The sequence below is a fragment of the Saccharopolyspora oryzae genome (assembly GCF_027853915.1).
In the GTDB taxonomy this organism is placed as follows: domain Bacteria; phylum Actinomycetota; class Actinomycetes; order Mycobacteriales; family Pseudonocardiaceae; genus Saccharopolyspora; species Saccharopolyspora oryzae.
The window spans coordinates 15,033-28,607 of the sequence record NZ_JAQGLA010000040.1; the positions used below are offsets into that span (position 1 = coordinate 15,033).

Genomic DNA, 13,575 nt, shown 5'->3' on the forward strand with positions numbered 1-13,575 from the left:
ATGCGTGTCCACTGATCGGAGTCGTCGAGTAAAGGGGCCATACATGCTGCGTCGTCATGTTCGGATCGAGGCTGCGGCGGCTGTCGGCGGAGGATCGCGGTGATCCGGCACGTCGTCCTGTTCCGCTGGAAGCCGGATTGGGACCCGGCCGAGTGGTTCGACGTCGTCGAAGGCCTTCAGGAACGCATTCCCGAGGTCAGGTCGCTCTCGGTGGGAGCAGACGTGCTCCACGCCGACCGTTCCTGGGACGCCGCCATCGTCGCCGACTTCGACCGGCTCGAGGACGTCGCCACCTACACGGCGCATCCTGCCCACCAGCCCGCCATCGCGCTGTCCAAGGCAGGAGCCGAACAGATCGTCTCGGTCGACTTCAAGCTGCCTGCGAGCGCCACGTGACCGGCGGGCGTGTGGCGGGCAAGACCGCGATCGTCACCGGGGCGAGTGGTGATCTCGGTCGCGCGACGGCGCGGATGCTCGCCGAGCACGGGGCAAAGGTCGTCAACCTCGATCGGACGGCCGCCGAGGGCGGCTGGAACGGGCTCCCGGTCAAGGACCGGATCGTCGACGTGACCTCCGAGGAGAGCCTCGGCCAGGCCGTCGTTGAGGTCGTGGACGAGTACGGCGCACCCGACATACTCGTCAATGCCGCGGGGATCATCGGGCGGCCCGCCCCGTCGCACGAGGCGACCGTCGAGGAGTTCGACGCGATCTTCGGCGTCAACGTCAAGGGCGTCTGGCTCACGACTCGCGCAGTGGTCCCGCACATGATCGCAGCGGGCCGGGGCAGCATCGTCAACTTCTCCTCCATCCATGGGCTGACCGGCGGGAAGACGGTCCCGCTCTACCACGCCACGAAGGGAGCGGTGCGACTGCTGACCAAGGCCGATGCTGCGGCCTACGGCGAGTACGGGATCCGGGTGAACTCTGTGCATCCCGGGTCCATGCAAAGCCGGATGAGTCGTACCGCCGCTGAGAACTCGGAGGTCGGGCCGGAGGCGTACTACAGCCAGCTCGTTGGCGGAAACCCACTGCCCCGCCAGGGCAGGCCCGACGAGATCGCCTACGCGGTGCTCTACCTGGCTTCCGACGAGTCCGGGTTCACCACCGGATCCGAGCTCGTCGTCGACGGTGGCTACACCGCGATCTGACCCCGCGAAGGAGAACTGCATGAAGACCATCAATACCGACGTCCTCGTCATCGGATCGGGCGCCGCGGGCATCTCCACCGCGCTGAAGGCCGCGTACGACGGCCACAGCGTGATCGTGGTGGACAAGGACAAGTACCTGGGCGGCACCAGCGCGATCTCCGGTGGCTGGGCCTGGGTCCCTGGCAACAAGCAGGGCGTGGCACAGGGCGACACCCGCGAGGAGGCCGAGACCTACATCAAGCATCTCGCCGGCGCGAGCTACGACGCGGCTGCCGTCGGCAGCTTCCTCGACACCGTGCCCGAAGCCATGTCCTTCTTCGAGGACGACGCCGGAATCGAATTCACCTACCCGGAGAAGGCCCCCGACTACCGGATGGACGCCTCGGGCGCCAAGGTATCCGGTCGCGCGGTCACCGTGCCGGCCGCGGACGCGCGCATGCTCGGACGCAACCGCCTACGAGTCCAGCCCTACCTGCTGTCCTATACCGTTTTCGGCTACATGCCGGAGATCGGGCCGGACATCGCCATGTTCCTCAAGGCGAACCAGAACCTGAAGGCCTTCCGGTACGCCGCGCGCAAGCTGACCAAGACCTGGATCGAGACGATCCTGCACAAGCGGGCCTACGACCGCACCAACGGCAACGCCCTGATGACCCGGCTGATCGCCGCCGCGGACGAGGCCGGGATCCGCATGTGGACCTCGACCACCGCGGACGAGATCCTGCGGGACCAGTCCGGCGTCGTCACCGGTGCGCGGATCTCCGGCGAGCACTCGGGCGAGATCCGGGCGGAGCTCGGCGTCGTCATCGCGGCCGGCGGGTTCTCGGGCAACGCCGACCTACGCAAAAAGTATTTCCCGCATGACCCAGCGGGCACGAACCACACCACGCCGACCATCGGCCACGAGGGCGACTCGCTGCGCCTGGCCCAGCCTTTTGGCGGTCACATCGACGACTCGCCGCACCAGCCCGCGTCCTGGGGCCCGGTGACGGTGTTCCACGGCCTGCGGGGCCAGAAGCGCTGGTTCCCCCACCTGCGGGCGTTCGGGCTACCCGGTCTGATCGCAGTCGACCGCGACGGCGTCCGGTTCGCCAACGAGTCGCTGTCCTACCACGACTACGGCGTGGAGATGATCAAAAACGACAAGGACCGCGAGGGGACCTTCGGCTGGATTATCGCCGACCAGAAGGCCATGCACCGCTACGGCATCGGCTACGCCAAACCGTGGCCGTTCCCGCAAACCTACTTCCGCCGCTCCGGCTTCCTGCACAAGGCGCCGACCGTGACCGCGCTGGCAAAGGAGATCGGCGTGCCCGCCGACCGCCTGCAGGCCACGCTCGACGAGTTCAACGCCGGGGCCGCCCGCGGTGAGGACCCGAAGTTCCACCGTGGCTCCAACTGGTTCCACCACTTCAAGGGGGACGTGGAGCACAAGCCGAATCCCAACCTCGCTCCGATCGACAAGGGCCCGTACTACGCCGTCAAGATCGAGATGGGTGACCTCGGCACCTACGCGGGACTCGCGGTCAACACCCGAAGCGAAGTCCTCGACGACGACAACCAGCCCGTCCCCGGCCTCTACGCCGTGGGCACCGCCGCGGTCAGCGTGTTCGGCGGCGGCTACCCGGGCTACGGCGCGAACATCGGCCCGGCGATGGTCCTTGGTTACCGAACCGGCCGGGACATCGCGCGCCACGCTGCGGAGCGGGCAGCGCTCACGGCGACCAACAGCAGCCCACGCACCGCTGAGGCCAGCAGTGGGAAGGCCAAGAACGTCTGACCGGGACCGGCTCGCGCCGGCAGCACCACATGCAGGTCCGACGCACACGGGCCGCCCACGCGAGGTCCGCCCAGTGCGGCCAGGAGAGGAAGGGGAGCTTGCCTTGAGCGGATCGACCGAAGGTCAGGGCGTCGTCGTTGTGACCGGGGCAGCCTCCGGGCTGGGCGCGCGCGTTGCCGAGCGCGCATCCGCCGAGGGCTGGACGGTGGCCGCGATCGACGTCCAGAAGGAGGCGCTGGCGGCACTCGACGACGCCACCGTCGCGAGCCGGCACGAGGTCGACGTACGCGACGCGCCCGCGCTGCGCCGGGTGTTCGCGGTGCTCCGCGAGCAACACGGGCGGATCCACGGCCTGGTCAACAGTGCTGGGCTGACCCGACCCGGTCCCTCGGCCACTCTGTCCGAGGCCGACTGGCGGCTGGTCGTCGACGTCGACCTCAGCGGCACGTTTTTCGCCTGTCAGGCGGCTTTCGACCACCTCGACGAGGGCGCGTCGATCGTGAACATCGCGTCCATCGCCGCGGCCCGCGGGCTGCCGGAACGGGCGGCGTACTCCGCGGCCAAGTCCGGTGTCGCCGGGCTGACGAACGCCCTGGCCGCCGAGTGGGGCCCGCTCGGCCACCGGGTCAACGCCGTAGGTCCGGCGTGGACAAACACCCCGTTGATCCAGGCGATGGTCCGCGACGGCGTGCTCGACGAGAAGTCGATGACCGACGCAATCCCGCTCGGGCGGCTCTGCACCGAGGACGACGTCGCGGACGCGGTGTTGTTTCTGCTCTCGGACCGCGCCGCGTTCGTCAACGGCCAAACGCTGTACGTCGACGGCGGGTACACCACCTCCGGATGATCCGACTGTGAACGGCGAAGGAGCCGATAATGCCTCTGCATCCCCAGGCCGCCTTAGCGTTCCGGAGACTGGAGGGCGCTCAGCAAATGCAGTAACTACAGGCATGATGATCTATGGCGCATGCCCGCCGGTCTGACCGAAAAAACAAGGGCCACGGTGCCTTGGAATCGATACGCTGACCGGCCAGCCAAGCGAACCCACTGTAGTTCTGCCCTCCATCGCAACCGACTGAGCTGGACAGATTCGTGGTGGCCTGGTCGGCGAAATGCCGTCGCAAACTGCGGTGCTCGATCTGTCTGGCGCAGCCACTGCCGGGGGCCGGCTACTGGGTTCGGTCGGGTTCGCCGCAGTGCTCGGCGATCATTGCGCGGGCGCGGTGCTCCAGCTCGATGGCGGTGTCCCAGCCCGGGGCCCTGGGCTGGATGGGTTCGCCGATGGTCACGTGGACCGGGTTGTGGTGGCGGAAGTGGTGGTTGCCGGGTTTGAGGATGTCGCGGGTGCCGTGCAGTGCCACCGGGATCACGGGTCGCCCGCTGCGGGCCGCCGCGATGAAGGCTCCAGCGTGGAATGGTCGCAGTCCTGGATCGGAGGAGAGGCCCCCTTCCGGGTGTATGACGAGTTGTTGGCCTTCGCGTGCCGCGCGGGTGAGCCTGTCGGTGTCGGTGACGCCCTGCTCGCGGTCGGTGCGTTCGACGAACAGCGTGCCGAGCCGTCGGAGCAGGAATCCGACTGCTGGTCGGGTTGCGAGGACTTCTGCCGCGACGAACGTGCACCGGCCTGGCAGGGCTGCGATCAGTGCGATGTCGTCGAGGTAGCTGGCATGGTTGGCGACGACGATGCTGCTCGGGGTGCGGGTGAGTTGCTCGGCACCGGTCACGATGAGGTGGGTGCCGGTCAGGCGGGCCAGACTCCGGGCCGCTTGGCGGGCGATCGCGGGTGCGGCTCTGGGGAGCAGCGCAGCTGCGAGGACCGTGGGGCCACCGATGGCGACCGCCAGGAACCAGCACCAAGCCGTGAAGATCGCGACGGACATCAGCTGTCCGGTCCTGCGCGACCAGGCGATCGCAGCGATCACCGGAGACCTCGCCCGCTGCCACGACAGTGAGCGGGGCGGAGCGCTGATCGTGCCCCGCTCGTACGATTCGCGGCTGGCGGTGCGGCGAATCTTCCCGCTCGGGGTCTTGGGCACGGAGCCGAGCGGAGCGAGGACGACGTCGTCGGGTGCGACGTCGAAGAGGTCGATCGCGGTGGCGGTGATGCGTTCTCGAAGTCCGGCCAGAACTGCGGGTTCGGTCTGAGGGGTTTCGGCGATCACGATGAATCGTTCGGGCTCATCCCCGCGCCCGGTGCTGGCGAATGCGACGACGCAACCGTTCCGGATTCCGGGGAGGTCGCCGACGGCGGCTTCGAGTTCTTCCGGGTGCAGGTTGCGTCCAGCACGAATGATGAGGTCCTTGACCCGACCGGTGACGTAGAGCTCGCCGGCGTCGAGGTATCCGAGATCGCTGGTGTCCAGCCAGCCGTGACGTATAAGGGCATGGGTCTCTTGCGGGTTGCGGAAGTAGCCCTGGGTCGCGGAAGGCCCCCGGAACTCGATCCGCCCCTCCTGCCGGTCGCCGAGCTCGCTGCCGGTTCTGCTGACGATGCGGATTTCGTGGCCAACGAGAGGTATGCCGCAGGCTACGTACGCCAGCGGATCGGGGTCGTCGGAGGCGGCGGGGAGCGCCTGCCCGGAGCGTTCGAACTCTGCTCGGGCAACGCGATCCACGACGGGCCCGCGCCCTGCGGGTGGAAAGGTGAGACCCACGCAGGCCTCGGCGAGTCCGTAGGCGGGGACCATCGCTGCCGGCTGGAACCCGTACGGCTGGAAGCGTTCGGTGAACCTGTGCAAGGTGTCCGCGTGCACCGGCTCGGCGCCGTTGAACGCGATCCGCCACGAGCTCAGATCCAATCCGTCCAGTTCGGACCGGTCGATTTCCCGCAGGCACAGTTCGTAGGCGAAGTTGGGCGCTGCCGACAGGGTTCCCCGGTGGGTGTGGATGGCCCACAACCACCGCGCAGGTCTGGTCAAGAATGCCGATGGCGGCATGATCACCAGTTGATGTCCGAGGTAGAGGCAGGACAACCAGGCCCCGATCAACCCCATGTCGTGGTACAGCGGCAGCCAGCTGATGAAGACGTCCGATGTGGACACCCGTGCGGCTTGGGCCATGGCCCGGATGTTGGACAGCAGGTTCGCGTGCGTGAGCACAACGCCCTTGGGGTTCCCGGTGCTGCCCGAGGTGTACTGGAGCAGGGCGACGTCGGCCGGGCCACGATCGACGGGGCCGGCCTGGCCGTGGTCGTGCAGCTCAGCAGGTGTGAGGACGTTCCGGAGGGAGGGGACGTGGCTGCGCACGAGCCGCTCGAACCGCGCGGCTGCGGGCTCGGTGATCAGCGCAGCCGCTCGGGCGTTGTCCAGGATGCTCACCTGGCGGCGGAGGTGGTCGGCCAGCTGCGACGGCCGGGCAGGTGGGTAGATCGGCACCGGAATCCCGCCGGCCAGGAGTACCCCGGTGAAGCTGGTGAAGTAGTCCCCGCTGGTGGGCAGCATGAGCGCCACAGTGTCTCGAGGCCGCACGCCGCGAGCCTGCAATCCCGCGGCCACCACGGCGGCACTGCGGTGCAGATCGCCGAAGCTGAGAATCTCGTCATCGTCGTCGCGCAGGACCCGCACGTGCTGCCGATCCGGATGCACCTGGACATGCCAGGACAGCGCTTCGGTGAGGGTGGTTGCAGCGGCGGGAACCCCCTGCGCTGCCCGGGGCGGAGCACTCCGGCCGCCGGTATCTCGGAGCCCGCCCGCTCCTGACGCGCCTCGTACCGCCTGGAGAAGATCGCGGGGTGTCTCGATGCTGCTGAGCACACCTTCCTGGAGCTTGACCCCGAAGGTCCTCTCGACTCGTCCCAGCAGCTCCGCGAGTGCGAGGCTGTCGAGCCCGAGGTCGCGCTCGAAATCGCTGTCCAGCGTCGCTGCCGCTACTGCGTCCGGAGGTCGGCGCTCCGCGGCCAGCGTGCGGACCACAGCCAGCAGGAGTTCTTCGTCGTCGTGGTGCCGAGCTTCGTGCGCGAACATGATTCGTGGTCCGTGGTCGGGTGTCACTGACCGCCCTTCTGGACGTAAGAGCGAACGAACTCGGCGGCGTTGTCCTCGAGGACGTCATCGATGTCGTCCAGGAGGGATTCGGTGGCGCCGTCGAGCTCGTGGCGGCGGTCCGCACCACGCGGCGCGGGGGCGGGCGGGTCGTCGTCGTGGTGGATGTGCTTGTGGGGCCTCTCCTGTCGCATTGCGCACCCCCCTGCGATCGGTGCCCCGTTCTCCACGCTCGAGCCGTCGAGAACGGTGTGCTTCCAAGGATTCGAAGCGGCAGCAGATCGGGTACAGGGGCCTTCGGCCCTTCTCCGGTGGGCCGACGAGGCATGCGATGTCTAGTGGGGGACAGGCAGGTTCCGACCTTGGCGGTGAGGGCTGTGCGGTCGCGAGCTCATCCGGACGACGCCGTCCTGTTCGACGGGAACTGGGCGGACATCGTGGGTGCGGCAGAGGCAGCCGGACGCACGGTCGCGGGGCTGTTCGAAGCCAGGAGCGAGGAGGCTGGGCTGGGGCGAGTCGTACGGGTGGAGGTGGAGGTCGGTCCTCCAGGAAGTCCCTTGGTGGCTTGGCTGCTGTGCACAGGGCGGGCGCGGTGCTCGAGTTCCGGCGTGGCCGTGATCCGCATTGACCTTGAAACTGCGGGAACTGGCCGGGCAGTGGCACTGCGCATGCCAGAGGCCTACGGGGAAGCCTACTGCGCCGTGCTGGCAGAAGAAGCCGGCGCAATGGCAGCGAGCCGCGTCGTGCTCGCTGCGGAACCGATCGACATACCCAAGCCTCGCCGGCGGACTCGGGAGTTGGGCGTCAAGTCGCGCTCATGAGCTTCTCCCGAGCATGTGACCGCACGGCGGTCCGGGGAGGGCGCCTTCGATGTCGGAGTTCGCTCATGAAGTCGTCGTGGGGCTCGATGCTTCCGAGGCGTCCCGGCACGCCGCGAGATGGGCGGCTCGCGAAGCCGCCAGCAGGCGTCGAACGCTCCTCCTCGTGCACGTGTTCCCCCGTCCGCTGCTGGAACTCGCCAGATCTCGCCTGCCGGGCGGCTCGGAACCGCGCGATCCGCTGCAACGGGCCATAGGCCTGGAGTTGAACGCGGTCGTGGAGCAGTGCGTCCAGATCGCGCCCGGGTTGGAAGTGCGCACCGAGCTGCTCTCGGGCGACCCGGTCGAGGTGCTGGCGGGGATATCCGAGCACGCCGAGCTGCTCGTGCTGGGGTCGTCAGGTATCGGCAGCCCGGATCTGGAGCTGGTCGGTTCGACAGCTGCCGACTTGCTTACCCGCCAGAAGGGTTCGCCGGTCGTCATCACCCGCGGCGAGGAGCAGATCGGGCAGGAGGCCCGGGATGTCGTCGTCGGCGTGGACGGATCGCAGAACAGCGTCCGGGCGGTTGACTTCGCCTTCGACTTCGCTGCCCGGCACAGGTGCCGACTGGTCGCGGTGCACGCCTGGAGCGATCTGCCGCTGGACCACGTGCAGGACTGGGCTGTTGATCGTGATGCGGCGCGCTGGGAAGCCTCAGAGCTGCTGTCGCGCTCCTTGGCCGGCTGCGCGGAACGGCACCCGGATGTCGCGGTGCAGGAAGTGGTCAGGGATCAGCGTCCCGCACGAGCGCTCGTCGACGTGTCGCGGGACGCCGGGTTGCTGGTGGTCGGTAGTCATGGGAGGGGCCTGGGCCGCCGGGCCGTGCCGGGCTCGGTCAGCCACGCCGTGGTGCACGCCGCACCGTGCAGTGTCGCGGTTCTGCGCGGATAGAGGACCCGATGCTCGCGTGGTCGCGCTGACGCAACCTTCAGCACTCCGGGCATGCCGGGCAAGAGGTCGGTCGGCCCTGGTTCGGCCGGAGCACGAGGGGGGAACGTGTCGGAAGGACCCGACATCACGCCGAACTCCGGGAGCTCTTGGGGGTGGAGGTCATGCCGTTCGTCGATCGCAGGGAAGCAGGACGGCGGCTGGGCAAGAAGTTGCGCTATCTGAGGGGGCCCGAGGTCGTGGTGCTCGGGCTACCTCGAGGCGGTGTTCCGGTCGCGTTCGAAGTGGCCCGGGAGCTGGACGCGCCGCTGGACGTGATCGTGGTGCGGAAGCTGGGGGTGCCCTTCCACCCGGAACTGGGGATGGGGGCGATCGGTGAAGGAGGTGTTCGCGTCGTCAACGACGACGTCGTCCGGCGGGCTGGGATCACTCGCGGGGAGCTGGCCGGCGTCGAGGAGCGGGAGCGCGCCGAGCTGGAGTTGCGCGCGCAGCACTTCCGCCGCGGGCGCGCGCCGGAGCAACTGTCGGGGCGGACCGCAGTCGTGGTCGACGACGGGGTCGCGACCGGTTCCACCGCTGCGGCGGCCTGCCGGATAGCCCGCGCGAACGGGGCTGAGCGCGTGGTCCTGGCCGTGCCAGTCGGGGCACCTGATGCGTTGGACGGGCTTGGTGATGTCGTCGACGAGTTGGTGTGCTTGGAAGCGCCGGAGCGCTTCGTGGCGATCGGGCAGTGGTACGCGAACTTCGCGCAAACCTCGGATGCGGAGGTCCTGGATCTGCTCCACCGAGCGGCGCGGACCCATCCGGCTTCGGCTGGTGGCCCTGCGGTGGATCCCGACGTGTGGATGCGGGATGAGGAGGTGCGGGTCCAGGCCGGGCGGGTGCGGCTGGCCGGGCACCTCACAGTGCCCGAAGCGGAGCGCGCCGAGGGGGTCGTCGTTTTCGCGCACGGCAGCGGCAGCAGCCGGCACAGTCCGCGCAACCGGTACGTCGCCGGGATCCTCAACCGGGCCGGGCTGGGGACCTTGCTGTTCGACCTGCTCGACCGGAACGAGGAGCTCGACCGGGCGAACGTGTTCGACATCGAACTGCTGGGGCACCGGCTGGTCGAGGTGACCGAATGGCTGCGCACCCAGCCGGAGACCGACGGCCTGGGCATCGGCTACTTCGGCGCCAGCACCGGCGCTGCCGCCGCGTTGTGGGCCGCTGCCGAAGACCCCACCGGGGTGGCCGCTGTCGTCTCCCGCGGCGGGCGGCCCGACCTGGCTGCCGAGCGCCTGGCCGAAGTCCGGGCACCGACCTTGTTGATCGTCGGTGGTCGCGACGACGCGGTCATCGGGCTCAACCAGCAAGCCCGAGCGCTGCTCAGGTGCGAGAACCGGCTGGCGATCGTGCCTGGCGCGACCCACCTCTTCGAAGAGGAAGGAACTCTCGACCAAGCCGCAGGACTGGCCCGGGACTGGTTCATCGACCACCTCACACCGGCCAGACAACCCATCCTCTGACGCTTCATCATCCCGGGCGGTTGCAGCAGAGCAGGCTTGCTGGACCTGGGTACACAGCAGGTAGGCGGCTGCCCGGCGGAACGAATGGAGTGGTCGTGTCATGACGCCGAAACAGGGCCTGCCGGTGCTGGCGGGAGTGGACGGTTCCGAGCAGTCGTCGGTGGCCGCGTTGTGGGCGAGCGAGGAGGCCGACCTCCGGGATGCGCCGCTTCGGCTGGTGGCGGTCACGCAAGAGGGCGCGGACGAGGAGGTGTGGGAGTTCCTGTCGGACGCGGCGGACCGGTGCCGCAGCGAGCGTCCTCGTGCGGAGATCTTCGAGGAGATCCGGCACGGCCGTCCCATCGAAGAACTGCTCTGGGCCTCCGGGAATGCGCAACTGCTCGTGATCGGATCGCGGGGGCGCGGTCGTGTCGCTGAAGCGGTGCTGGGTTCCGTGAGCTCTGCGGTGGCAATGCACGCCCGCTGTCCGGTGGTCGTCGTTCACGACGCCCGCAGCACCTTCACCACCGGACCCGTGGTGGTGGGGGTGGACGGATCCGAACCGAGCCGGGCGGCCCTGCGCTTCGCCTTCGAGACCGCTTCTGCGCGGAGGAACGACCTGGTGGCGGTGCGGGTGTGGCGGCCGATCAACGCTGAGTACTCCTGGGCGGAAAGCCCGCCGGGCGTTTCCCTTTTCAGCTTGGACGATGCGCAGCGCGAATTGGCCGACGAGCTCGGCGAGTGGCGTGAGAAGTACCCGAACGTCGAGGTTCGCGGCGATGTCCGCTTCGGCCATCCGGTCGAAGAACTGACCTCTGCCGCGCTGCACGCCCAGTTGCTCGTGGTCGGCCATCGCGGTCTTGGCGGGTTCCAGCGCTTGTTGCTGGGTTCGGTGGCCAGTGGAGTGCTGCACCACGTCGACAGCCCGGTGGCGATCGTCCGAAGTCTCGGCGTCGCATGAGTCGGGCCGGACACTGAACGTGGATCCGCTGGCGGCAAGCTGATAGCCCCCGGTCCGATCGCCGCGAACGAGTAGCGGGTGCCGCAGCGTCCGCGTGGTCAGGGCGTGCGGTCGGGGTCGGCGAGGGCGAAGTAGTTCTCCTCCTCCTGCGCGAAGTGCAGGCGGAGGACCGCGTACAGGCCGTAGAGAGTGGCCAGGAGGTCCTGGGCCTGCTCGCTGGTGATGTGGCCGTGCGACTCGGCCTGCTCGGCGTGGGTTCCCAGTCTCCGGCTGAGCCGGTCGATCTCCGCGTGCATGCGGCTCATGGTCGCGGTGGCGTCCGGACTCCCCAGGAGCCCGGCCAGGGCGGGGTAGAGCTGCGCTTCTTCCGCATGTTCGTGCGGGAGCAGCCGCCGGTTCAGGAATTCGCGCGTCTGGAGCAGTGACGTGAGCGCCTTCGCCGAGGTGGGGTCCGCGGAGACGAGGTCGGCGGTGTCGCGGACCAGGTGCAGGGTTTCGCGGAGTTTCTGCTGCTGAGAGGCGAAGTGGTTAAGGAGGTCCTCGGTCGATGGCGGCACTGCGGGCTCGTCGCGCCGTCCGCGTCCGAGTGCGCGCAGTGCGTTGGTGATGACCGTGATGTCGATGCCTTCTTGCAGCAGTGCGCCCGCCGCCGGTGGGAGCCGGCCGAAGGCGGCGAAGCCCATGGCGATGATCGACAGGCACATGCCGATGGCTGCGCTCTGCACGGCGATGCCTCGTGCACGTCTGGCAATGCTCATGGCGTCGGCGAGGCGGTCGAGCCGGTCGGTGGTGAGTACGACGTCGGCGGCTTCCGATGATGCGGTTGCGCCCCGGGCACCCATCGCGACACCAACCGTCGCGGCTGCCAGAGCAGGGGCGTCGTTGACCCCGTCGCCGACCATGATGGTGGTGGCCCTCGTGGTTTCGTCTCGCACGCAGGCCACTTTTCCCGCTGGTGTTCGTTCCGCGTGGACCCAGTCCAGTCCGAGCACGGTGGCGACTTCCCGAGCAGGCTCGGCGCGATCGCCGGTGAGCATGACCAGTCGGTGCAAGCCGGCTCGTCGCAGTCGCTTGAGGGTCCTGGGGGCGTCGTTGCGGACCGGGTCGCGCAGCAGTACTGCGCCCTGCAAGTCTCCTTCGCAGCTGACCCAGGCGATGGCTGCTGCGTCGAGCACGGCTCGGTTGAGCGCAGCGGAGACCCAGCGGGGCTTCTCCTCGGGCAGCGCGAGCTTCCCGACCTCCACGCGTTTGCCGTCGACGATGCCGCTCATACCCCGGCCGGGTTGCTCCGAGGCCTCGCGTGGTTCGGTCAACGCGAGGTTCTGCCTGCGGGCGTGCATCACGATGGCTTCGGCGAGCACGTGCGGGGAAGCCTGGTCCAGCGAGGCAGCCAACCTGAGCACTTCGCGAGGGGTGTTCGTCGGTGCGGTGGTGATTTCGATGACGGCAGGCCTGCCAGCGGTCAAGGTGCCTGTCTTGTCCAGGATCGCGGTGCTGGCGCAGCCGAGGTTCTCCAATGCTGCGCCGTCGCGGATGATCACGCCGATCCGGGAGGCACGGGACATGCCGGACACGATGGCCACCGGTACGGCTAGCAGGAGGGGACATGGTGTCGCGACCACCAGCACCGAGACGGCTCCGACGGCGGTTCCGGTGATCAGCCATGCCGCACCGGCCAGGAGCATCGCCAGTGGGAGGAACCACGTCGCGTACCTGTCGGCGAGCCGGACGACGGGTGCGCGCTCGGCGCTTGCCTGCTGTGCCAGCCGCACGATTCCGGAGTAAGTGCTCCCTGCTGCGCTTGTACCGGCCCGCAGCTCGAACGCGGAGCCGGCGTTGACCGCACCGCTGCGCACGGGATCTTCGGCGGCGCGTTCGACGGGTGTGGGTTCGCCGGTCAACACCGCCTCGTCGAGGACCGCGGCGCCGTCGCGGACGAGACCGTCCACCGGCACCACTTCACCAGGGTTCACCTGCAGAACATCGCCGATGTGCACTTGTTCCACGGGTACGGTCTCGAGCCCACCGCTGGTCCGGCGATGGGCGAATCGGGGTGCGCGCTCCAACAGCGCGCGCAGGTCGTGGGACGCCCGGTGTTGCGCTGCGGAGTCCAATGCCTGCCCAGTGGCCAGCATGACCGCTACCAGCGATCCGGCGAGGTATTCGTGCACGGCGAGGGTGCCGCCGAGGGAGAGCACTGCGATGAGGTCGACGCCGGTGCGGCCTCGCCGCAACGCGTGAATCATCCAGGCCAGCGCGGGCACGATCGCGACCGCAGTGCCGACCATCCACGCCGCGTCAGCTGTGCTGGTGGCACCGGCTGCCCAAGCGAGGCCGCCCACCAGCAATGCACCGACCGTGACTACGAGCAGGGCCGGTTCGAACCAACGCCGGATGCGCAGTGCTGCGTTTCGCGGGTCATGTGGTGAAGGCGATTCCGGCATGCCGAAGTCTCTCTGCGGAACGGCGGTTCAGG

10 protein-coding genes are annotated in these 13,575 nt (G+C 68.7%); 7 read left to right on the plus strand and 3 right to left on the minus strand.

The window, feature by feature from the left end:
* The first annotated feature begins 99 nt into the window (after window positions 1-99).
* The 4 genes from OU415_RS22235 (at window position 100) to OU415_RS22250 (ending at window position 3,775) form a co-directional block, all read left to right on the plus strand.
* Window positions 100-396, plus strand: coding sequence for a Dabb family protein (locus OU415_RS22235; RefSeq protein WP_270950935.1), 297 nt, complete (start codon window positions 100-102; stop codon window positions 394-396).
* The gene (locus OU415_RS22240; protein ID WP_270950936.1) at window positions 393-1,148 is read left to right on the plus strand and encodes an SDR family NAD(P)-dependent oxidoreductase; all 756 of its coding nucleotides are present in this window, start codon (window positions 393-395) and stop codon (window positions 1,146-1,148) included. The genes OU415_RS22235 and OU415_RS22240 overlap by 4 nt, the downstream gene beginning before the upstream one ends.
* A gap of 19 nt (window positions 1,149-1,167) precedes the next feature.
* Window positions 1,168-2,928 carry an FAD-dependent oxidoreductase gene (locus OU415_RS22245; protein ID WP_270950937.1) on the plus strand — a complete coding sequence of 587 codons (1,761 nt, stop codon included), beginning with the start codon at window positions 1,168-1,170 and terminating at the stop codon, window positions 2,926-2,928.
* A 103-nt stretch (window positions 2,929-3,031) separates the two neighbouring features.
* On the plus strand, window positions 3,032-3,775 hold the full coding sequence (locus OU415_RS22250; protein ID WP_270950939.1) for an SDR family NAD(P)-dependent oxidoreductase: 744 nt from the start codon (window positions 3,032-3,034) through the stop codon (window positions 3,773-3,775).
* Between the two features lie 322 nt (window positions 3,776-4,097).
* Here OU415_RS22250 and OU415_RS22255 read toward each other — a convergent pair whose 3' ends face one another.
* Complete coding sequence (locus tag OU415_RS22255; protein WP_270950941.1) at window positions 4,098-6,890, minus strand: AMP-binding protein; 2,793 nt, start codon at window positions 6,888-6,890, stop codon at window positions 4,098-4,100.
* A 23-nt stretch (window positions 6,891-6,913) separates the two neighbouring features.
* Window positions 6,914-7,102 carry a ubiquitin-like protein Pup gene (locus tag OU415_RS22260; protein ID WP_270950943.1) on the minus strand — a complete coding sequence of 63 codons (189 nt, stop codon included), beginning with the start codon at window positions 7,100-7,102 and terminating at the stop codon, window positions 6,914-6,916.
* Between the two features lie 676 nt (window positions 7,103-7,778).
* Between OU415_RS22260 and OU415_RS22265 the strand changes: the two genes are divergently transcribed.
* The 3 genes from OU415_RS22265 to OU415_RS22275 all read left to right on the plus strand — a co-directional run bounded on the left by OU415_RS22265 (window position 7,779) and on the right by OU415_RS22275 (window position 11,099).
* Complete coding sequence (locus OU415_RS22265) at window positions 7,779-8,657, plus strand: universal stress protein (protein ID WP_270950944.1); 879 nt, start codon at window positions 7,779-7,781, stop codon at window positions 8,655-8,657.
* A 161-nt stretch (window positions 8,658-8,818) separates the two neighbouring features.
* Window positions 8,819-10,159, plus strand: a complete 1,341-nt coding sequence (locus OU415_RS22270) for a phosphoribosyltransferase family protein (protein WP_270950946.1) — start codon at window positions 8,819-8,821, stop codon at window positions 10,157-10,159.
* A 100-nt stretch (window positions 10,160-10,259) separates the two neighbouring features.
* Entirely contained in the window at window positions 10,260-11,099 is an 840-nt protein-coding gene (locus OU415_RS22275; protein ID WP_270950948.1) for a universal stress protein, read from the plus strand.
* 98 nt (window positions 11,100-11,197) lie between these two features.
* On the opposite strand, the gene OU415_RS22280 is transcribed toward OU415_RS22275, so the two are convergent.
* Window positions 11,198-13,543, minus strand: a complete 2,346-nt coding sequence (locus OU415_RS22280; protein ID WP_270950949.1) for a heavy metal translocating P-type ATPase — start codon at window positions 13,541-13,543, stop codon at window positions 11,198-11,200.
* Window positions 13,544-13,575: the final 32 nt, after the last annotated feature.